This is a genomic window from Kitasatospora sp. NPDC048715 (assembly GCF_043198905.1).
GTDB lineage: Bacteria > Actinomycetota > Actinomycetes > Streptomycetales > Streptomycetaceae > Kitasatospora > Kitasatospora lactacystinica.
In genome coordinates, this window is the sequence record NZ_JBICVH010000008.1 from 276135 (window position 1) to 294408 (window position 18274).

The following is an 18274-nucleotide window of genomic DNA, read 5'->3' on the forward strand; positions in this document are numbered from 1 at the left end:
TGGCACGGGCCGTTCCGGGCCGTTCGCCGTCGGAGCGGGAACCGCATTCGCGCGGTTCCCGCTCCGTTATTCGCTCCGGAAATCCGCGCCGCCGGGGCGGCGCGGCTCCCGTCCCGTCGTTCAGCCGGTCCGCAGCGAGGTCTGCCCCGGTGCCGCGGCGTTCACCAGGGCGGCCAGGTTGCCGACGCCCTGCTGGTTCGCGTAGAGCATCTGGTGGGCCTCGCCGATCTGGTCGAAGGTGCCGCACCAGGTGATGCACGGGTCGAGCCGGCCGTCCGCCATCAGCCCGATGACCGCGCGGTTCTCCCGGGTGTTCGAGGCGTGCGAGCCCTGGAGGCGCTTGCTGCGCATCCACAGGTAGCGCAGGTCGAGGTCGCCGTTGTAGCCGCTGGTGCCGCCGCAGAGCACGACCATGCCGCCGTTCTCGCAGACGAACAGCGAGGTCGGCAGGGTGTCCTCGCCGGGGTGCTCGACGACGATCTTCGGGTTGCGGCGCTCCCCGAGGATCTCCCAGATCTTCGCGCCGAACCGGCGGGCCTCCGCCGTCCAGGCCCGGCCGGCCGCCTCGTCGTCGAGGTCCGGCAGCCGACCCCAGTGGGTGAACTCCCGGCGGTCGATCACGCCCGCGGCGCCGAGGTCCAGGCAGAACTGGACCCGGTCCGGGTTGGAGACCACGGCGATCGGGATGCCGCCGAGCAGCTTCACGATCTGGATGGCCGCCGAGCCGACGCCGCCGGAGCCGCCCCAGATCAGCACCGGGTCGCCCGGGCGGACGTCGTGCGGGGCCCAGCCGGTCAGCTGCCGGTAGGCGGTGGCGCCGGTGACCAGGTAGCCGCCGGCGTCCTCCCAGGACAGGTTGGCCGGCTTGCGGTGGAGCTGGTGCTCGCGCACCACGGTGTACTGGGCGAAGGAGCCGTAGTTCGTCTCGTAGCCCCAGGCCCGCAGCGACTTCGAGGCGATCGGGTCGACGCCCGTGCGGACGTCCTCCGCCGTCTCGTCCCAGGTCGCTCCGGAAAGGATGACCTCGTCGCCGACCTTGAACTGCTTGACGCCCTCGCCGACGGCCCAGACGACTCCGGAACCGTCGCTGCCGCCGATGTGGAAATCCTCCTTCTCGCCGAGCAGCCGCTGTCTCATCGCGATGACGTCGATGGGTTCGCCGAGCGACGCCCAGACGTTGTTGTAGTTGATTCCGGCGGCCATGACGTACACCAGCACTTCGCCGTAACCGGGCTCCGGCACGTCGACGACCTCGGTCTGCATCGCCTTGAGGGGCTCGCCGAAGCGGTCCTGCCGGATGACGGTCGCGTACATCTGCTCGGGCACGAGGCCGAGCGGCGGAATCTCACCGAGTTCGTAGAGCGACTTGGACACGAACGACTCCTCTGGGCAGTTTTCCGGGATTTCCGAGGACCGGCTCGCAGAGCAGCTCTAGAACCGGTTCGAAACCGGCTGCCCTTCAACACGGTCGATTCGCGTGGATGAATGACGCGGCGGAACTTCGCGTGGACGGATGACGCGGAGGAACGGCGGAGCGGTCAGCCGAGCCTGGTGCGGATCCGGTCGACGACGGTGTTGGCGTGGGCGTTGAGGTAGAAGTGGCCGCCGCGGAAGACTTCGAGCTCGAACGGGCCCGAGGTGTGCTCGGCCCACTTCCGGGCCTCGTCCACGGTGACCTTCGGGTCGTCGTCGCCGACCAGGGCGAGGACCGGCGCGGTGAGCGCGGCACCGGGGGTGGGGCGGTAGGTCTCGGCGGCGCGGTAGTCGCTGCGCAGCACCGGGAGGACCATCCGCACCATCTCCTCGTCGTCGAGGAGGTTGTTGTCGGTCCCGTCCAGCCGCTTGATCTCGGTGAGCAGGCCCTGGTCGTCGAGCTGGTGGAACCGCTCGTCGCGGTGGGCGCCGGGGGCGCGCCGCCCGGAGGCCCACACCGTGTGCGGCACGATGCCGAGGTCCTCCAGCCGCAGCGCCAGCTCGAACGCCACGGAGGCGCCCATGCTGTGGCCGAACAGCGACAGCGGGCGGTCGGCCCACGGCTTGACGACGTCGACCAGCAGGTCGGCCAGTTCCTGCACGGATTCCACGCAGGGCTCCTGGCGCCGGTCCTGACGGCCGGGGTACTGCACCGCGAGGACGTCGACCTGCGGCGACAGCGCGCGGGACACCGGGAAGAAGTAGCTCGCGGACCCGCCCGCGTACGGCAGGCAGATCAGCCGGTGCCGGGCCTCGGGCGCGGGGTGGTAGCGGCGCACCCACAGATCGTCGATAGCTGCCATGGTGACTGGAATCCCTCCGGCGGTCGGCGTGGTGGGACCGCGACACCGGTGAGGCACCGCCCGCGGACCTGCGGGACCGCGCGTCTCACCTTGATCCGCGGGCGGGAGCGCACGAGGGTTCGTGGCCGGCTCCGGTCGCCCGCTGTCCTGTCGGGACCTCAACGGCTCCTACCGTGACCGGCCCGGCCCGGCCCGACAACCCCTAGCCGCACGGCGCGGGCGCACGCGCGCGTGGTCCTGCGGCCGCCCTGGTAGGGGATGCCCGCCGGCGCCCGGCACCTTCCCGGGCCGCTGGAGCGCGGCGGCCGCGCGGGCGGTCGGGTCGCGCCGGGGCACGCCCTATGTCGGCGGCGCCGTCGGGGCAAGGGCGCCCCGTCGGACCGGGGGGGAGGTTAGGGGGCGGTGCCCGGCCAACTTTAGGGGTGCCGGCCGGCGGAACCGATCGAACCGGACGCGCTGATTCCACCGGTGGAACCGCCGCCGGCGCCCGGCCGGGGAATCCCCGCGGCCGGCGGCGGGACCTGCGGGCCTGGCAGGCAGAACGTGTGCGGAACGAACGCCTCCGATCCGTTCCGGCACCACCGAAAAGCCCCCGGGCCCTCCGTCCCATCGGATATGCGCACCGATCCGGAATGCGCCGTCACGTTTCGGCCATCACGGAGAAGTGGAACGGCTGATTCAGTTTCACCGCACCGGTGACTTAACGATCCGGGCCGGAGACCCGCAGCCGGCGCAGGGCGTGATGGACCAGCAGGTGCCCCCAGACCTCCTGCTCGACCCCCTCGGGCGAGCGCGAGCGCAGCACCCGCACGGCCTCCAGCTGATCGGCCGCCAGGTCCCGCAGGGCCCTCGCCCCCGACCTCCACGCGCCGTGCAGCGCGGCCAGCTCCGCGGCGGGGGCCCGCCCCGGGTCGAGGATCGTGGTGAGCAGCCGGCCCGGCTCCCCCGCCGAGGGGTCCTCGACCACCCGCACCACCGGCGCCCCCGCCGACCCCGTCGACCGGCCCGCCCCGCCACCGCCGCGACCGCCCCCGTCGGCGGCGAACCCGGACAGGAACGAGCCGTCGCCCAGCAGCTGACGCACCGGCAGCACCGCGTCCGGACCGACCCGCCACAGCAGGTCCGCCCCGCCGGCCGAGGCGTCCCGCCACACCGCCGGAGCGTCGAACCCGCCCTGGTCGGCGAGCAGCAGGTCCCCGCCGCCGAGGCGGTCGAAGAGGCCCCGGGCCAGGTTCGGCACGGCGGCCGCCGACGGGCCGGTGGCCGCCGCGGCGACCGCGCCGGTGCCGCACTCGACCAGGGCCGCCAGCCGCACCCGCGGGTACCCGCCCCCGGGCTCCGGCGGTCCGAAGTACGCCACGTTCTCGGCACTGTCCGGCACCTCGATCGCCGCGCCCTCGACGGCGACCAGGCGCCGCCCCCGGTACCGGACACCCCCCACCTGCCCGACCTGCCCGGCCCGCCCGACCTGCCCGGCCCGCCCGGCCTCCTCGACCGCCGCCGACCGGACGACCTCGGCGAACAACTCCCTGAACGGCTCCGCCCCCAGCTTCACCCGGGCCCGCGAGATCGCCGCCGTACTGGGCACCTGCCCCGGCGCCGTGCAGCGCCCCGCCCAGGCCAGTCCCCGGACGAGCTTGCGGGCGACCTCCTGGTAGCCGTGGCCCGGGAACAGACACATCGCCAGGACCAGGTAGACCGTCACCTTCGGCGTCAGCAGGCGGTTCCGCTGCCCCTCCCGCCCGCACCGGGCCACCACCCGCTCCACCAGCTCCGGCGGGAACGACCCGGTCAGCAGCCCGACCGCGATGCGGTCGGGCAGTCCCCCGCCCGGTTCCGGGCCGAACTGCCCTGGTCGCGACATCCGACACCTCCTGAAACCACGCTACACGCACGATGCTTAAGTCACCGGTGTTGCGCTGAACGGAGTCCCTAGCGTTCGCCGTTGAAGTTCGCCTAGGGTGAAAGTAGATGCAAACCCGGGCACTCGGTCCCGCCGGCGTTCCCCTCGCGCTGTGTACACCGTGCATCTGAGTGATCACGCAACGTCATGGAGGCTCAAGGCAAAACGGGGGAGTCAGCCTTTCCGTTGCGGTGGATGCAAGGCTTTTACACAACAACTCGGAGGCATTCTTGCTGATTCGAGCCGAACAGCATGAAGCGTTGGAGTATTTACTGGACCTGTTCGAGGGACTGTCCTGCGGGAACGGTCGGGTGGTCCTCGTCAGCGGAACCCTGGGAAGTGGTAAGACCCAACTTCTGCACGATTTCTCGGCGCTGGCGGCAAAAGAAGGAGCACTGGTCCTCCAGGCGACCGGTTCGCGGGCGGAACGGGATCTCCCCATGGGGGTCATCGAGCAGCTGCTGCGCTGCGCCGAACTGCCGAACGAACTCGCCGCGGAAATATCCGCCCTGGTCGCGGAGGCGTTCGGCGACCACCTGGAACCCGACCACCGTTTCGAACGGCCGCAGGCCGTCGAGAACGAGACCATCCGTCGGCTCTGCAACGTCCTCCTGGGCGCCTGCGAGGGCCGGTCCGTGGTGGTCGGCATCGACGACGTGCACTTCGCGGACACCGCCTCGCTCCAGGCGCTGCTCTACCTCCAGCGCCGCATGCGCCCCCAGCGCATGCTCATGGTGCTCAACGAGTGGGACCGGCCGCAGCCCACACTGCCGCTGTTCCGCGCCGAGGTGACCCGCGCGCCGCACAGCAGGGTCCAGCTCAAGCCGATGTCCGAGGACACCGTCCGCACCATCCTGGAACGGACCCCGGACCACTCGATCGCGCCGCGACTCGCCCCGGCCGTCCACCGGCTGAGCGGGGGCAACCCGATCCTGGTCCACGCCCTGATCGAGGACAACCACCTCGACGCCACCCACGACCGGTCCCGGCCCGACGACCTGCCGCGCGTCGGCCGGTCCTTCGAAATGGCCGTCCTGGCCTGCCTCTACCGCTGGGAACCGCAGATCCTCGCGGTCGCCAGCGGCATGGCCGTCCTGCGCGAGCACGCCTCCCCGGCGCTGCTCGGCCGGCTGCTCGACCTCGACCAGCGGTGCGTCGGGCACGCGTTGGAGATCCTCACCAACGCCGGCCTGACCGCCGGCGACGAGTTCCGTCACCCGAACGTCGCGGCCGCCGTGCTCGCCTCGCTCTCGCGCACCGAGCAGACCACGCTGTACACCCGGGCGACGAAGCTCCGGCGCGACCTGGGCATGGCCACCACGGTCATCGCCGCCCAGATCGTCGCCGCGGGCGAGGCCGACGGCGACTGGACCGTACCGATCCTCACCGACGCCGCGGAGCAGGAGCTGGCCGAGGGGAAGACCTCGACCGCACACCTCTACCTCAACCTGGCGCTGGCCGCGGCCAACGACGACCAGCACCTGGCCACCCTGCGCACCTACGTCCACTCCACCTGGCAGACCAACCCCAGCGCGGTCGCCCCGCACACCAGCGCGCTGCGCGAGGCCCTGGTGGAGGGCAAGCTCACCGGCAAGGACGTCGTCGCGCTGATCCGGGCGCTGCTGTGGCGGGGAGACCTCACCACCGTCTCCACCGTCCTCGCGGAGGCGAAGCGCTCGCACCTCACCCTCGGGCACGAGGACGGCGTCGAACTCCTGCACGTCTTCCACTGGTTCTTCGGCCCGTCCTTCACCCGGTCCTGGAACCTCGACGAGCTCTGCGGCACCGGGAGCGGGGGCGCCTGCCTGCCCGCGGCCGCGGAGGCGATCGGGGTCTTCTCCCGGGTCTGGGCCCGGGGCGGCGACGCGGAGAGCGCCTCGCTCGCCGAACGCGTCCTGTCCTCCTGCCGGGTGGACGGGATGCCGCTGGAAGCGATCACCACGGCGATCCTCGCCCTCGCCGAAGGGGACCAGCCCGGCCGGGCCCTGCTCTGGTGCGACGAGCTGATCGGCCACGCCACCCGTCGGGGTGCGACCACCTGGCTGGCCCAGCTCAAGGCGGCCCGGGCCGACGTGTGCCTGCGCGACGGGGACCCCGAGACCGCCGCCGAACTCGCCTCGGACGCCCTGTCGTTGGCGGGCGAGGAGAACTGGGGGGTGTCGATCGGCTACCCGCTGTCGGTGCTCATCCAGGCCCACCTCGCGCTGGGCCGGACGGACGACGCCGCCAAGGAGGCCGGCCGGGAGGTCCCGAGCGCCATGTTCGAGACCGTGATGGGCATCCGCTACCTGCACGCCCGCGGCCGGCTCGCCCTGGCGGCCGGGCGGACCACGGAGGCGCTCGACGACCTCCGGACCTGCGCCCGTCGGCTCAGGGTCTGGCAACTGGACATCCCCGCCCTGATCCCGCTGACCGCCAGCCTGGTCGAGGCCACCTTCCAGGCCGGTGACCCGGTCGCCGCCCGGGACCTGGCGGCAAGTCAGCTGCGGGAACCGTCCCTGGACGACCGCACCCGCGGCGCCCTGCTCCGGATCCTGGCCGACCACGACGGGGGCCGGGAGAAGCCCGCCCTGCTGCAGGAGGCCGTCGACCGCCTGCGGACGCCCGGCGACCGGCTCGAACCGGCCCGGACGGAGGCGGGGACCCAGCGGATCCGGGCCGGATTCGCCCCGGCCGTGGAACACGGGCGGTCCGTCGGCGACGGGTTCGGGCCCGACGAGGAACCGCGCGCGGACCCGCTCACCGACACCGGGCTCGGGGACTGCGGCGACCGCCGCCCGGCCGAGGACGGCCCGCGCGAGGACGACGAGCCGGCGCTCCCGCTGGGACCGCCCCCGGCGACCACCCCGGGTGGGGCGGTGGGCTCGCTGCTCACCGGCCTCAGCCGGGCCGAGCTCCGGGTGGCGAAACTGGCGGCCGAGGGCGACAGCAACCGGGAGATCAGCGACAAGCTCTGGATCACCGTCAGCACGGTGGAACAGCACCTGACGCGCATCTACCGCAAGCTGAGCCTGAGCGGCCGGGCCGGCCTGGCGAGCCTGCTCCGCTCGGAGCTGCTCCCGGGCGAGGTCGCCGTCTTCCGCGACGCACCCGGCGGCCCCGCCGACCGGGTCGGACCCGAAGTCGGCTTCCACGCCGTGGAGATGGCGTGCCGCGCCGCCTCCTCCGCGGATGCGCTGAAGGCCGTCGGCAACACGGCCGGCCTGGGCGCCGACGGAGTCGCCGTCGGCTGACACCGACCAGGGCGGTGCCACCGAGCGGATCGGTGGCACCGCCCTCCGCGTCGACGGGGTGCGGCGGCGCGCCCGCCGCTCAGGTGGCGGACAGCCGGCCGCGCACCCACGCGGGGTCCGGGTTGGTGTGCGGCCGGCCGTCCACGACGACGGTCGGCACGGTCTCGTTGCCGTCGTTGGCCGCCCGTACGACCGCTGCCGCCTCCGGGTCGCTCCAGATGTCGACCCAGTGCAGCCGCCGGGCCGACCGGCCGAGCCGAAAGCGCAGCCGCAGGCAGTACTTGCAGCCCGGCCGCCAGTACACCACCGGCCGGCCGTCGGCCGCGCTGCGGCGCTGCGCCTCGGCCGCGCCGAGCGACTTCGGGAAGACCAGCGGCGAGTTCACGGCCGCGAGCCCGACGAACGGCACCAGGAACAGGGCGGCCACCCCGCCGTTCCCTTCGAGGGCCGGGCCGCTCGCGACGGCCGCACCGCCGAGCACCAGCAGCAGCGGCAACATCCACACACGCATCATGGCGCCCCAGGTTATCCGGCCGCTTACGACCCGTCAGACCCCCCGCCTGGACGGGGCGGCCCGGGCGGGGCGCTTCCGTTCGTGGTCCACCGTCTCGGCGACCCGCAGCGCGACCTCCTCGGGCTTCTCGTGCTCCCAGAAGCGGAGCACCGTCCAGCCCTCGTCCCGCAGGTGCTCCGTCGTCTCGGTGTCGCGCTCGATGTTGCGGCCCAGCTTGGTCCGCCACCATTCGGCGTTGCTCCTGGGGTGCGTGGCGTGCTGCGGGCACCCGTGCCAGAAACAGCCGTCGAGGAAGACCGCCACCTTCGGCCCCGGGAAGAGGATGTCCACCGTACGGCGAGGCATGCCCGGCACCGGCCGCTGGACACGGTAGCGGTACCCGCCGGCATGGAGCAGACGGCGGACGGCCAGCTCCTGGGCGGTGTCCCGCAATGCCTGTCGGCTCATGCGGGCGGAGACGGCGGGTGTGGACGGTACCGGCGACATGCTGCCATTCTCGTCCACCCGTCCGACAGTCGTACGCGGCCAGGGAGAGGCCGGTCGCCCGCCGCCGTCCCTCGGCTTCCCCGCTCAGGCGAGGTCGCGCACCCGGCGGATCGAACCGGCCAGCAGGATCGCCGGGCCGGCCAGGCTGCACACCGCCAGCAGGAGCAGCGCCGTGCGCGGGCCCCAGGCCGTGGAGGCGGCCCCGGCCAGCACCGCGCCGACCGGGATGGCGCCCCAGGAGACGAACCGGACGGTGGCCATCACCCTGGGCAGCAGCTCCGGCGGGGTGTGGGTCTGCCGGTGGGTGCGGGTGACGATGCTGGTGACCACCACTCCCGCCGAGAAGCCCGCGTTGCCGACGGCGAACACCAGCGCCGCCCAGCCGGAGCCGGCCGCCGGGAGCAGGAAGGTGAAGAGCGCGGCGATCAGCGCCGACCTCCGCAGGGCGCCGCCGCTGCCGATCCGGGAGACCACCCGGGGCGTGAGGGCGGCGCCGATCAGGCTGCCCAGGCCGCCGGTGGCCATCAGGGCGCCGACGGCGGCGGCCGGCGCGCCGAGGGTGTCGACCAGGAACACCGGGGTGAGTGTCATCAGCCCGCCGGCGACGAAGTTGACCGCGGTGGCGTCGGCGGCGCACGGCCCGATCACCGGGTGCCGGGTGACGAAGTGCCAGCCCTCGCGGATCTGTTCCCGCATCCCCGCGCCGGCCGGGCGGGCGACGGCGGACCGTTCCGCGCGCGGCAGGCTGCGCAGCAGGGCCGCCGAGACCAGGTAGCTGACCGCGTCCAGCACCATCGCGGCCGCGCCGCCGACGAGTTGGACCAGCACCCCGCCGAGCGAGGGGCCGGCCAGCTCGGTCGCGGCGCTGCTGCCGGAGAGCAGGCTGTTGCGGGCGGTCAGCTCCTCCCTGGGGACGATGGAGGGCAGGAAGGTGGAGTTGCCGACGTCGAAGACCACGCTCGCCAGCCCGACCAGCAGCGCGACCGCCACCAGGTGCGGCAGGCCGAGGCCGCCCAGCGCGGCCGCCACCGGAACCGAGGCCACGGCCAGCCCGCGCACCAGGTCCGTCACCACCTGGGTACCGCGCAGCGGGAGCCGGTGGACCAGGACGCCGGCCGGCAGTCCGACCAGCAGCCACGCCAGGTACCCGGCGCCGGTGATCAGGCCGACCTGCCAGGCCGTCGCGTGCAGGGTGAGCACGGCGATCAACGGCAGGGCGACACTGGTCACCTGGTCCCCGAGCCGGCTGACCAGCGATCCCGTCCAGTAGCGCCAGAACACTCCTGCCGAAGTCCGGCGTCGCGCCTCGTGCTCCGCTCCCCGGTCCGCCGCGACCGCTGTCCGCGTCGTCACATCCACCATCGGGCCCACCCCTTCTGTCGCAACCTGTCCACTGCACCGGACCGGGCGTCAGCCGCCGCGTCCTCACCGACCGCCTCAAGGCGCCGGTCGCCGGGGTGCTGGAGAAGCGGCCCGCCGCGTGCACGGCCCGACCGACCACCGGCTGCCCGAGCCGGAACTCCCCGCCGCCACAGGCGAGTCGACCGACCCCGTGGCACCCGGCGCCACCTGGACGGTGACCGCCGCGCCGCGCCTGCCCACCTTCCGGGCGGCGGGCGTCGACCGGCTCAAGGCGGCTCACCCTCGTACTGGACGCCACCCGCACTGTCCGCGGGGTCCTCTGTCCGGTGATCGAGCCGGCGGGATCGGTCGAGGACGCCCTCGCCCTGATCGACGGGCTCGCACCACAGTGATGGCAGGCCGCAACCGGCCCGCCCCGACGCACCGGGCGTCCGCACAGCCGCCCGGGTCCTGACGTGCCCCTGCCCAACTCAGCCGACGCCCACACCCCGGGGGGCCAAACGCGCCACGGCCGCACCACGGCGCCCCGGCCGGTCGCCCCGGCCCCGCCCCGGCCGGCTCCCGGCCGGCTCCGCCGGAGGACTACCCGGAGGACTCGCTTCCAGATTGTGACGTGCCCCTGTCTAGTTCGTTCCCGTCCTGGTGTGGTGGGATGAGGCCTCACGGGGATGAACCGCTGACGGGGGTGTGTACTGGTGCGGAGTGGATGGCTGCGGGAGCTGGACGGGGACGCGGCGCGCCTGACGGCCGTGGGGCTGGTGCGGCTGGGGGCACAGGACTGGCTGAGTACGGAGGCCGGGGAACCGGCCTGGATGGGCGGACTGCGGGCGGCCTCGTTCGCCGATGCCTGGCTGGCGTTCGGCGACGGACCCGCGTCCGGACTGCGGGTGCCCGCGCCGGCGCTCCTGCGGGCCCTGGTGGCCCGGGCCGCGGAGCTGGTGCTGCGCTCCTGCCGGGAGGACGGGCCGGCGGCGCTGGAATGGCTGGGGCAGCGCTCGGCGGAGGCTCGTGAACAGGCGCAGCGCGAGGGCGCCTCGCACCCGGCCGAGCCCTGTGCGCTGACCCTGGTGTGGCACGGCGTGCAGGCGCTGACCGCCGAGGACGGGCCGTGCCACGCCCGCCGGATCGAGGAGCGCGGCGAGGCGTACGTACGGGAGCGGCACCGCCGCCAGGACACCCTGGCGCTGGTGCTGTGCTGCACCCGGATCGCCGCGGCCGCGCTGGTGGAGCTGTGCGAGGGCGATCCGGAACGGGTCGGCGGGTGGCTGGAACAGGACGCGGCGCGTTCCATGCCGCGCGACGGCCGGGTGCCGCTGTGGGTGCCGGGCCGGCCCGCTCTGCCGGCCGGCTGAGCGCGCCCGCCCTGGTGGGCCCGACCCGGCCGCCGAGCCGCGCCGGGCCGGGCCCACCAAGGCCGCGAACAGGCCCGTCAGGCCGCGTCGAGCAGCCGGGCGACCTCCGTCATGGCCGGCCCCAGCGGCAGGTCGAGCCGGAGCGCGGCGAGTTCGTCGCCGCGCGTCGGCCCCTGGTTGACGATCGCGACCGGCAGCCGCGACCGGGCGGCGCGGCGCACGAAGCGCAGCCCGGACAGGACCGCCAGCGAGGAGCCGAGGACCACCAGCGAACTGGCCGCGTCGACCAGTTCGAAGCAGTGCTCGACCCGGGGCGGCGGGACGTTCTCGCCGAAGAAGACCACGTCGGGCTTGAGCACTCCGCCGCAGTCCGTGCAGGCGGCGACCCGGAAGCCGTCCACCACGGGCTCCGGCAGCCGCGCGTCGCCGTCGGGCCGCAGCTCCGCCCCGGTCGGCCGGAAGCCGTGGTTGAGCTCCTCCAGCCGCCGGTCCAGCTCGGCCCGGGCGCTGGAGCTGCGACAGTCGAGACAGACCACCCGGCGGAGTCCGCCGTGCAGCTCGACGGCCTCCCGGGTGCCGGCCGCGTGGTGGAGACCGTCCACGTTCTGGGTGATGACCGCCGCGACGTGCCCGGCCCGGCGCAGCCGTTCCACCGCGTGGTGTCCGGCGTTGGGCCGGGCTCCGGCGATCGCGGGCCAGCCGCTGTGGCTGCGGGCCCAGTAGCGGCGCCGGGCGTCGGCGCTGCCGGTGAATTCCTGGTACGTCATCGGGGTGCCGCTGCGGCGGCGGCCGGTGGCGCCGCGGTAGTCGGGGATCCCGGACTCGGTGGACAGGCCCGCCCCGCTGAGCACCACCGTGCCACGCCGCTCCAGCAGCCCTACCAGGGCTTCCAGCCGCTCCCCCGGTGGCACGGCGGCCCGTCCGCCCGGGTGTTCGAACGCGTCCATACCGTCGAGGTTAGACCGACGACGGCCCCCGGTTCCCCTCCCGGCCGGAGGGATCCTCGGCGGCGCCGGTGGCGAAGGCCGCGATCCGCTCCAGGGGCGGGTTCCAGCCCCGGGTGGTGTCCACGGCCAGGCAGGGGGCGTCCAGCTCGATCGGTGTCCAGGACTCGATCGGCCGCTCGCCGCGCGCGATGCGGCGCAGCAGTTCGCCGTCCGCGTGGACGGCACGGCCGGGCGTCCCGGCGGCCCGGCGGGCGATCCGCTCGCGGGCGGCCTCCGGGTCCACGGTGCACCGCACGATGCGCAGTTCGGCGAGGTCGGCGAGCGGCGTCAGCCCGGGCCGCCACAGCCGGTCCTGGTAGGCCGCCTCGGCCACCAGGTCCGTTCCCGCGCGCAGGTGCCGCTCGGCGGTGCGGAAGAACTCGTGCAGCGTCCGCCGGTCCAGGTCCTCGGCCGGCGCCTCCCCGGCGGCGGCCATCCGCTCCTTGATCTCGTCCCGGCAGACCGCCGGCCGGCCGAGCGCGTCGGCGAGGGCGTGCGCCAGCGTCGTCTTGCCCGCCCCGGGCGGGCCGCTCACGACGAGCAGGCGCGGGCGGCGGTCCGCGGCCGGGCGGCGGTCCGCGGCCGGAGTCCGGTCCGCGGCCGGGCGGCGGTTCACGGCCGGCGCGCCCAGGCGGAGATCATCGGGGCGGTGGCCAGGTCGAGCCGGCCGCCGGCGACGTTGGCCAGGTGGCGGTCGATCTCCTCGTCCGTAGCGAGCCCTTCCCGCACCAGCAGCCCGCGGATCTGCCGGACCGTCGCGTCCTCCAGGACCGCGCAGGCCGGCGAGGTGATCGGGAAGTAGGCGTCGGCCCGGACGTCGACGAGGCCGGCCTCGCGCAGCGCCCGGGGCAGCGTCCGCCCGTACGCGAGGTCGGCGCCGCGCCCGGCCATCAGGGTGCGGAAGCCCGACCGCAGCCGGTTGGCGAGGCGCTCGTCGGGCCCGGACTCGTCCGGGCAGAGCAGCGGCTGGAGGGCCGGGTCGGCGTCCTCCAGGAGCAGCCGGCCGCCGGGGCGCAGCGCCTGGACCATCCGGCGCAGGGCCTCGGCGCGGTCGGCGACGTGCACCAGGACCAGCCGGGCGTGCACCAGGTCGAAGCCGCCGGGCGGCGGCGGGTCGGCGGCCACGTCGTGGCGCAGCACCTCGATCACGCCGCCGGCGGCGGGGGCGGTCCAGGAGACGTCGATGTCGGTGGCGACCACCGTGCCGGTCGGGCCTACGCGTTCGGCGAGCCCGAGCGGCACCGAGGGGCCGCCCGCGCCGACCTCCCAGCAGCGCATGCCGGGGCCGATCCCGAGGGCGTCGACGTGCCGGAAGGTCACCGGGTCGAACAGCTCGGCGAGGGCGCGGAAGCGGATGCCCGCCTCCGACTGGCGGTTGTCCAGGAGGTAGCCGTGGTCGCTGTCGTGCTCAGCCATGCCGGAATTCTCGCAGGCGGCGGGGCCGCCGGGTGCTCCGGTCCCTCGGGGTCGCGGGGCCGGGTCGGTGAGCCGGCGTTCAAGCCGCCTCCGGAGACGGCGAGTTGGGGTTTATTGACGAAAAGTCAGCAAGTTCGTCCCATCGCCTTGACGGCGCACGGTCACGGCTGGACCGTAGGGAAACCGGAAACGCCGCGCGCTCCCCGGTCCCCACCGCTCGGGAGCCGCGAGAGGACGTCTTCTCGCCCCTCACCGAGGAAGAGGTTTTCCCATGCGCTTCAGCCGTCACCTCGCCGTCACCGCCGCCGCCGTCTGCGCGGCCGGCGCACTGGCCGCCGCCCCCGCCTCCGCGTCGCCGCAGCCCCTCGCCGCCGGTCCGGTGCTCACCACCGGGAGCGCGGGCGGTGCCGCCGTCGCCGTGGGCGACGCGCTCGCCGCGCCGCTCGCCACCGGCACCAAGGCCACCTTCTACTCGACCGCGACCAGCACCACCGGCGTCACCTGCGCCACGTCGCAGCTCTCGGCCTCGGTGCTGGGCAACCCGGCGGCGCCGGGCAGCGCGACCGCCTCGCTGACCGGGCTGACCTTCGGCTCGTGCACCGCCAACGTCACCGGGGTCACCTCGGTGCGCAGCCTGACGGTCGGCAACCTGCCGTACGGCGTCACCGTCTCCGACGCACCCGGCCTGCCGGTCACCCTCACCGGCGGGTCCGCCGGGACGATCCAGGCCACCGCCGTCCTGGACACCTGGTTCGGCACCATCACCTGTTCCTACCAGCTGAGCGGCGCCTTCACCGGCAACGCCGACAACGCCGCGCACAGCCTGGCGTTCCGCACCGAGCACTTCGCCAAGAGCGGCGGCTCGACGCTCTGCCCGGCCGACGGCTACTTCTCCGCGACGTACGGCCCGGTGGCCGACACCAGCCAGGCGGGCGGCCCGGCGGTCTTCGTCAACTGACCGCCCCGCGGGACCACCGGGGCGGGCGCGGCAAAGCCGCCGCGCCCACCCCGGTTCCCGTCGTCCGGCCCGCGACCGGCCGGCCGCTCAGGTCCCCGGCTCCCGGTGCCGCCACCGCACCGGGTCCACGGCCTCCGCCACGCCCGGTGCACCCGCCGCACCCGGTGCGGTCCGGGCCGACGGCCGGTGGGCGGCGGTGGAGAGCACCAGCAGCTCGTTCCCCCCGGGCCGGTACTCGTAGGACACCTGCTCCACCCGGCTCGGGACGCCGAGTTCGGCCAGTTCCCCGCGCAGCCGGTCCAGCCCCTGGTAGCGGACTCCCGTGTCGTACACCACGAGCGGGAAGATCCGGACCTCCCGGCGCGCCACCCGGGCGAGTTCCAGCAGGGCCGCCCGGTGGAAGTCCTCGTCCAGCCGGTTGCCGTAGGAGAACAGCAGGTGCGAGCTGAGCACCAGGTCGAAGGAGTCGTCGGCGAAGGGGAGTTGGGGCAGCGAGCCGGCCACGTAGCGCTCGGGTCGGGCGGCGATGTCGGCGCGGAAGGTACGGGCGTTGGCGGTCCACTGGCGGATCATGTCGTCCGCGTCGGCGTACCAGGACCGGTCCCAGCCCTCGGTCTCCTTCACCAGCAGCTCGCGTTTGAACGCGGTCTCCCGCTCCACCAGCAGACCCAGTTCCTCGCGGTGCTCGGCGTACTGGAGGTCGACGGCGACGGCGTCGACACCGCGCCGCCCGGCCTCGGCGACGAAGCTCGCCGCGCCGGCCGGGCAGTCCAGGATGCGCTGCTCCAGGTCCCGCTCCCCCAGCGCGAACATCGCCCGGTACTCCGCGAAGGAGCGTGCACTGACCAGCACGGCTCAACCCCGTCCGACGAACGGCATGGTGGTCGGCAGCACCACCAGGGACTGGATGGTGGTGTCCGGCGGCTGCGAGGCCATCAGCACCAGCGCCTCGGTGAAGCGGTCCACCGGGATGGTCGCCTCGACGGCCATGGTCCGGTCGGCCTGCATCGCGGCCGGCTGCGGGCCGCCGTCCACCGGGGTGACGTTGCCGACGTCGATCTGCCCGCAGGAGATGCCGTACGGCCGGCCGTCCAGGGCGAGCACCTTGGTGAGGCCGAGGACGGCGTGCTTGGCGGCGGTGTACGCGATCGAGTTGGGGCGCGGCACGTAGGCCGAGGGCGCGCCGTTGTTGATGATCCGTCCGCCCTGCGGGGACTGGGTGCTCATCACCCGGAAGGCCTCGCGGGCGCAGAGGAATCCGCCGGTGACGATGGTGTCCAGCACCCGGTTCCAGTCCTCGAACGGGGTCTCGGCGATCGGCCGGCGCGGGGCGGCGGCGCCCGCGTTGTTGAACAGCAGGTCCAGCCGGCCGTACCGGTCGAGGACGGTGTCGAAGAGCCGGGCGACCTCCTCCGGGCTGCGGATGTCGGTCGGGACGGGCAGCACCCGGTCGGCGGCCGGGCCGGCCAGGGCCGCGGTCCCCTCCAGCGCGTCCTTGCGGCGCCCGGCGACGACCACGGTCCAGCCGGCCGCCAGCAGGGCCAGCGCCGAGGCCCGGCCCAGCCCGCTGCCCCCGCCGGTGACGATCGCCACCCGTCCGTGCGGTGCGGTCACCGCACCGGGCTCTCCTCCGGTGGTCACGGCGCCCACTCCTCCCCCTCGTTCACCCAGACCCGCAGCATCCGCCGGGAGTACGGCCCGGGCTCGTCGACGAACGGCGAACGCCCGTGCAGCACCCGGCTGTTGCGGATGATCAGCAGGTCCCCGGCGGCCATCGGCAGCCCGAAGGCGATCTCCGGCCGGTAGAGCACCTCGTCCAGCACGCCGAGCGCCTCCCACTGATGGTCCGTCAGTTCCGGCCCGCCGCGGTCGGGCGAGGAACGGACGGTGCGGGTCTGGTAGTAGCAGCCGACCGTCCCGTCCTTGCGGTCGTACAGGATGGGGGTGACCACCACCTGCGGGCCGGCCCGGCCGCTGCGCTCGAAGGTCCACTCCTCGCGGAGCGTGGCCAGCGCGTCGGGCCGCTCCCGCTGGATCAGGTCGTGCACGTGCCGGGCGCTCGCCAGCTTGGTCAGCCCGCCGCCGTCGAAGGCGGGCCGCAGGCAGAGCAGGACCAGCAGGTCGCAGGTGTCGCAGTGGAAGCCGAGTTCGGTGTTGCCGTCACCGTCCTGGTCGTGCAGCACCGAGGTGAGGTCGCCGCGCCCGTTCTGCGGGACGATCCGGCCGAAGTCCCGCAGCAGGAAGGAGAGCACCTCGGTGATCTCCTGCTCCGGGAGGGCCGGATCCACCAGACCGCTCACATGGGTGATGCCGACCGAGTCGGCGGCGTTCCGGACGAACTCCCGCAGCCGGGCCCGCACCTCCCCGGCCGCGTCCCACCGCCCGGCCCGCGCGTCGGCCCAGAGCAGCCGCCGCTCCTGCTCCCCCAGCGGGAGCGACCAGAGCTCCCGCCGGGCGTCCAACTCCAGGCTGCTCCAGCCGATTTCGGTCACCGCATCCATGTCCTCTCCTCCCTACCGGCCGCCGGCCGCGACGGCCTTCGCCCACAACTCCAGGCCCTCGTCGATCTGTTCGGCCGTGACGACCAGCGCGGGGATCATCCGGACCACATTGAGGTGGATCCCGCACAGCAACAGCAGCAGCCCGTGCTCGGCCGCGGCCTGCTGGGCGCGCCGGGCCGCCTCCGGGTCCGGCGTGCCGTCGGGACGGCAGAACTCGCTGGCGGCCATCAGCCCGAGCCCGCGGACGTCGGCGATCCCGGGCGTCCCGGCGGCCACCGCCCGCAGCCCGGCCAGCAGCCGGACGCCCTGCTCGGCCGCGTTCTCGACCAGCCGCTCCTCGCGCAGCACGTCCAGGGTCGCCAGCGCGGCGGCGCAGGCCACCGGGTTTCCGCCGTAGGTGCCGCCCTGCGAGCCCGGCCAGGCGCGCCCCATCAGCTCGGTGGAAGCGGCGATCGCGGACAGCGGGAAGCCGCTGGCCAGCCCCTTGGCGGTGATCAGGACGTCGGGACGGACGCCGGCCCCGTCCGGGTGGGCGCTCTCGTGCTCGTGGGCCCAGAACCGGCCGGTACGGCCGAAGCCGGTCTGCACCTCGTCCACCACCAGCAGGATGCCGTGCCGGTCGGCCCGCTCGCGCAGCCCGGCCAGGAAGCCGGGCGGGGCCGGGACGTAGCCGCCCTCGCCGAGCACCGGCTCGACGAACACGGCGGCCGTCTCGGCGGGCGCGGAGACGGTGGCGAGCACCTCGTCCAGTCCGCGCAGGGCGTGCGCGACCGCCTCGTCCTCGGACAGGCCCAGCCGGAACGCGGCCGGGAAGGGCGCCACCGCGACCCCGGGCATCAGCGGGCCGATACCGGCCCGGAACCGGGTGCCGGCCGTGGTGAGCGAGGCCGCGCCCATGGTCCGGCCGTGGAAGGAGCCCTCGAAGACGATCACGTTCTGCCGTCCGGTGGCGTGCCGGGCGAGCCGCAGCGCGGCCTCCACCGCCTCGGTGCCGGCGGTGGCGTAGAACAGCGAGTCCAGCCCGGGCGGCAGCACCTCGCCGAGCCGCTCCGTGAGCGTGAGGAGCTGGTCGTGCAGCACGGTGGTGTACTGCCCGTGGATCAGCCGGCCGGCCTGCTCCCGGACGGCCTCGACCACCTTCGGGTGACAGTGGCCGGTGCTGGTCACCCCCACTCCGGAGGTGAAGTCGAGGTAGCTGCGGCCGGCGGCGTCGTAGAGGTGGAGTCCTTCGCCGCGTACGGCGACGACCGGGGTGGCCTGCTTGAGCGCCGGGGAGAGCTGGGACAC

The 18274-nt window shown here is 74.4% G+C and carries 16 protein-coding genes; 3 read left to right on the forward strand and 13 right to left on the reverse strand.

Translation table 11 applies throughout. The annotated features are described in order from the left end of the window. Nucleotides 1-120: 120 nt before the first annotated feature. From ccrA to ACGFSC_RS17215, 3 genes are all read right to left on the reverse strand, one after another. Nucleotides 121-1374: a crotonyl-CoA carboxylase/reductase gene (gene ccrA, locus ACGFSC_RS17205; RefSeq protein WP_359898534.1), complete on the reverse strand. Its 1254-nt coding sequence runs from the start codon at nucleotides 1372-1374 to the stop codon at nucleotides 121-123. A 164-nt stretch (nucleotides 1375-1538) separates the two neighbouring features. Beyond that, nucleotides 1539-2276, reverse strand: a complete 738-nt coding sequence (locus tag ACGFSC_RS17210) for an alpha/beta fold hydrolase (protein WP_359898533.1) — start codon at nucleotides 2274-2276, stop codon at nucleotides 1539-1541. 700 nt (nucleotides 2277-2976) lie between these two features. Beyond that, the gene (locus ACGFSC_RS17215) at nucleotides 2977-4140 is read right to left on the reverse strand and encodes a transposase domain-containing protein (protein ID WP_359898532.1); all 1164 of its coding nucleotides are present in this window, start codon (nucleotides 4138-4140) and stop codon (nucleotides 2977-2979) included. Nucleotides 4141-4370: 230 nt separating this feature from the next. On the opposite strand from ACGFSC_RS17215, the gene ACGFSC_RS17220 reads away from it, so the two are divergent. Then, nucleotides 4371-7412: an AAA family ATPase gene (locus ACGFSC_RS17220; RefSeq protein WP_392863574.1), complete on the forward strand. Its 3042-nt coding sequence runs from the start codon at nucleotides 4371-4373 to the stop codon at nucleotides 7410-7412. A 79-nt stretch (nucleotides 7413-7491) separates the two neighbouring features. On the opposite strand, the gene ACGFSC_RS17225 is transcribed toward ACGFSC_RS17220, so the two are convergent. The 3 genes from ACGFSC_RS17225 to ACGFSC_RS17235 form a co-directional block, all read right to left on the reverse strand. After that, nucleotides 7492-7926 carry a glutaredoxin domain-containing protein gene (locus tag ACGFSC_RS17225; protein WP_359898530.1) on the reverse strand — a complete coding sequence of 145 codons (435 nt, stop codon included), beginning with the start codon at nucleotides 7924-7926 and terminating at the stop codon, nucleotides 7492-7494. Between the two features lie 33 nt (nucleotides 7927-7959). After that, nucleotides 7960-8412 carry a very short patch repair endonuclease gene (locus ACGFSC_RS17230; protein WP_359898529.1) on the reverse strand — a complete coding sequence of 151 codons (453 nt, stop codon included), beginning with the start codon at nucleotides 8410-8412 and terminating at the stop codon, nucleotides 7960-7962. A gap of 84 nt (nucleotides 8413-8496) precedes the next feature. Continuing rightward, nucleotides 8497-9774, reverse strand: a complete 1278-nt coding sequence (locus ACGFSC_RS17235; RefSeq protein WP_359898528.1) for an MFS transporter — start codon at nucleotides 9772-9774, stop codon at nucleotides 8497-8499. A 695-nt stretch (nucleotides 9775-10469) separates the two neighbouring features. Here ACGFSC_RS17235 and ACGFSC_RS17240 point away from each other — a divergent pair. Beyond that, nucleotides 10470-11126: a hypothetical protein gene (locus tag ACGFSC_RS17240; RefSeq protein ID WP_359898527.1), complete on the forward strand. Its 657-nt coding sequence runs from the start codon at nucleotides 10470-10472 to the stop codon at nucleotides 11124-11126. A 77-nt stretch (nucleotides 11127-11203) separates the two neighbouring features. On the opposite strand, the gene ACGFSC_RS17245 is transcribed toward ACGFSC_RS17240, so the two are convergent. From ACGFSC_RS17245 to ACGFSC_RS17255, 3 genes are read right to left on the reverse strand one after another with little or no spacing between them, the layout of a single operon-like run. After that, a complete protein-coding gene (locus ACGFSC_RS17245) occupies nucleotides 11204-12073 on the reverse strand; it encodes an NAD-dependent protein deacetylase (protein WP_359898526.1) in 870 nt (289 codons plus the stop codon). 10 nt (nucleotides 12074-12083) lie between these two features. Further along, nucleotides 12084-12728 carry an AAA family ATPase gene (locus ACGFSC_RS17250; RefSeq protein WP_359898525.1) on the reverse strand — a complete coding sequence of 215 codons (645 nt, stop codon included), beginning with the start codon at nucleotides 12726-12728 and terminating at the stop codon, nucleotides 12084-12086. Then, entirely contained in the window at nucleotides 12725-13528 is an 804-nt protein-coding gene (locus ACGFSC_RS17255; RefSeq protein WP_359898524.1) for a methyltransferase domain-containing protein, read from the reverse strand. The genes ACGFSC_RS17250 and ACGFSC_RS17255 overlap by 4 nt, the downstream gene beginning before the upstream one ends. Before the next feature lie 271 nt (nucleotides 13529-13799). On the opposite strand from ACGFSC_RS17255, the gene ACGFSC_RS17260 reads away from it, so the two are divergent. Then, nucleotides 13800-14486: a Tat pathway signal sequence domain protein gene (locus ACGFSC_RS17260; RefSeq protein ID WP_359898523.1), complete on the forward strand. Its 687-nt coding sequence runs from the start codon at nucleotides 13800-13802 to the stop codon at nucleotides 14484-14486. 87 nt (nucleotides 14487-14573) lie between these two features. Here the strand turns inward: ACGFSC_RS17260 and ACGFSC_RS17265 are convergent, their stop codons facing one another. From ACGFSC_RS17265 to ACGFSC_RS17280, 4 genes are read right to left on the reverse strand one after another with little or no spacing between them, the layout of a single operon-like run. Next, the gene (locus tag ACGFSC_RS17265) at nucleotides 14574-15338 is read right to left on the reverse strand and encodes a methyltransferase domain-containing protein (protein WP_359898522.1); all 765 of its coding nucleotides are present in this window, start codon (nucleotides 15336-15338) and stop codon (nucleotides 14574-14576) included. Nucleotides 15339-15341: 3 nt separating this feature from the next. Next, the gene (locus tag ACGFSC_RS17270; protein ID WP_359898521.1) at nucleotides 15342-16127 is read right to left on the reverse strand and encodes an SDR family oxidoreductase; all 786 of its coding nucleotides are present in this window, start codon (nucleotides 16125-16127) and stop codon (nucleotides 15342-15344) included. Continuing rightward, nucleotides 16124-16987: a TauD/TfdA family dioxygenase gene (locus ACGFSC_RS17275; protein ID WP_359898520.1), complete on the reverse strand. Its 864-nt coding sequence runs from the start codon at nucleotides 16985-16987 to the stop codon at nucleotides 16124-16126. The genes ACGFSC_RS17270 and ACGFSC_RS17275 overlap by 4 nt, the downstream gene beginning before the upstream one ends. Before the next feature lie 12 nt (nucleotides 16988-16999). Beyond that, nucleotides 17000-18274: an aminotransferase class III-fold pyridoxal phosphate-dependent enzyme gene (locus ACGFSC_RS17280; RefSeq protein WP_359898538.1), complete on the reverse strand. Its 1275-nt coding sequence runs from the start codon at nucleotides 18272-18274 to the stop codon at nucleotides 17000-17002.

Bases quoted from the DNA above. Each gene is read 5' to 3' on its own strand.
- ACGFSC_RS17235 (WP_359898528.1), bottom strand. From the start codon at position 9,774: ATGGTGGATGTGACGACGCGGACAGCGGTCGCGGCGGACCGGGGAGCG.
- ACGFSC_RS17260 (WP_359898523.1), top strand. From the start codon at position 13,800: ATGCGCTTCAGCCGTCACCTCGCCGTCACCGCCGCCGCCGTCTGCGCG.
- ACGFSC_RS17275 (WP_359898520.1), bottom strand. From the start codon at position 16,987: ATGGATGCGGTGACCGAAATCGGCTGGAGCAGCCTGGAGTTGGACGCC.
- ACGFSC_RS17255 (WP_359898524.1), bottom strand. From the start codon at position 13,528: ATGGCTGAGCACGACAGCGACCACGGCTACCTCCTGGACAACCGCCAG.
- ACGFSC_RS17225 (WP_359898530.1), bottom strand. From the start codon at position 7,926: ATGATGCGTGTGTGGATGTTGCCGCTGCTGCTGGTGCTCGGCGGTGCG.
- ACGFSC_RS17230 (WP_359898529.1), bottom strand. From the start codon at position 8,412: ATGTCGCCGGTACCGTCCACACCCGCCGTCTCCGCCCGCATGAGCCGA.
- ACGFSC_RS17245 (WP_359898526.1), bottom strand. From the start codon at position 12,073: ATGGACGCGTTCGAACACCCGGGCGGACGGGCCGCCGTGCCACCGGGG.
- ACGFSC_RS17215 (WP_359898532.1), bottom strand. From the start codon at position 4,140: ATGTCGCGACCAGGGCAGTTCGGCCCGGAACCGGGCGGGGGACTGCCC.
- ACGFSC_RS17210 (WP_359898533.1), bottom strand. From the start codon at position 2,276: ATGGCAGCTATCGACGATCTGTGGGTGCGCCGCTACCACCCCGCGCCC.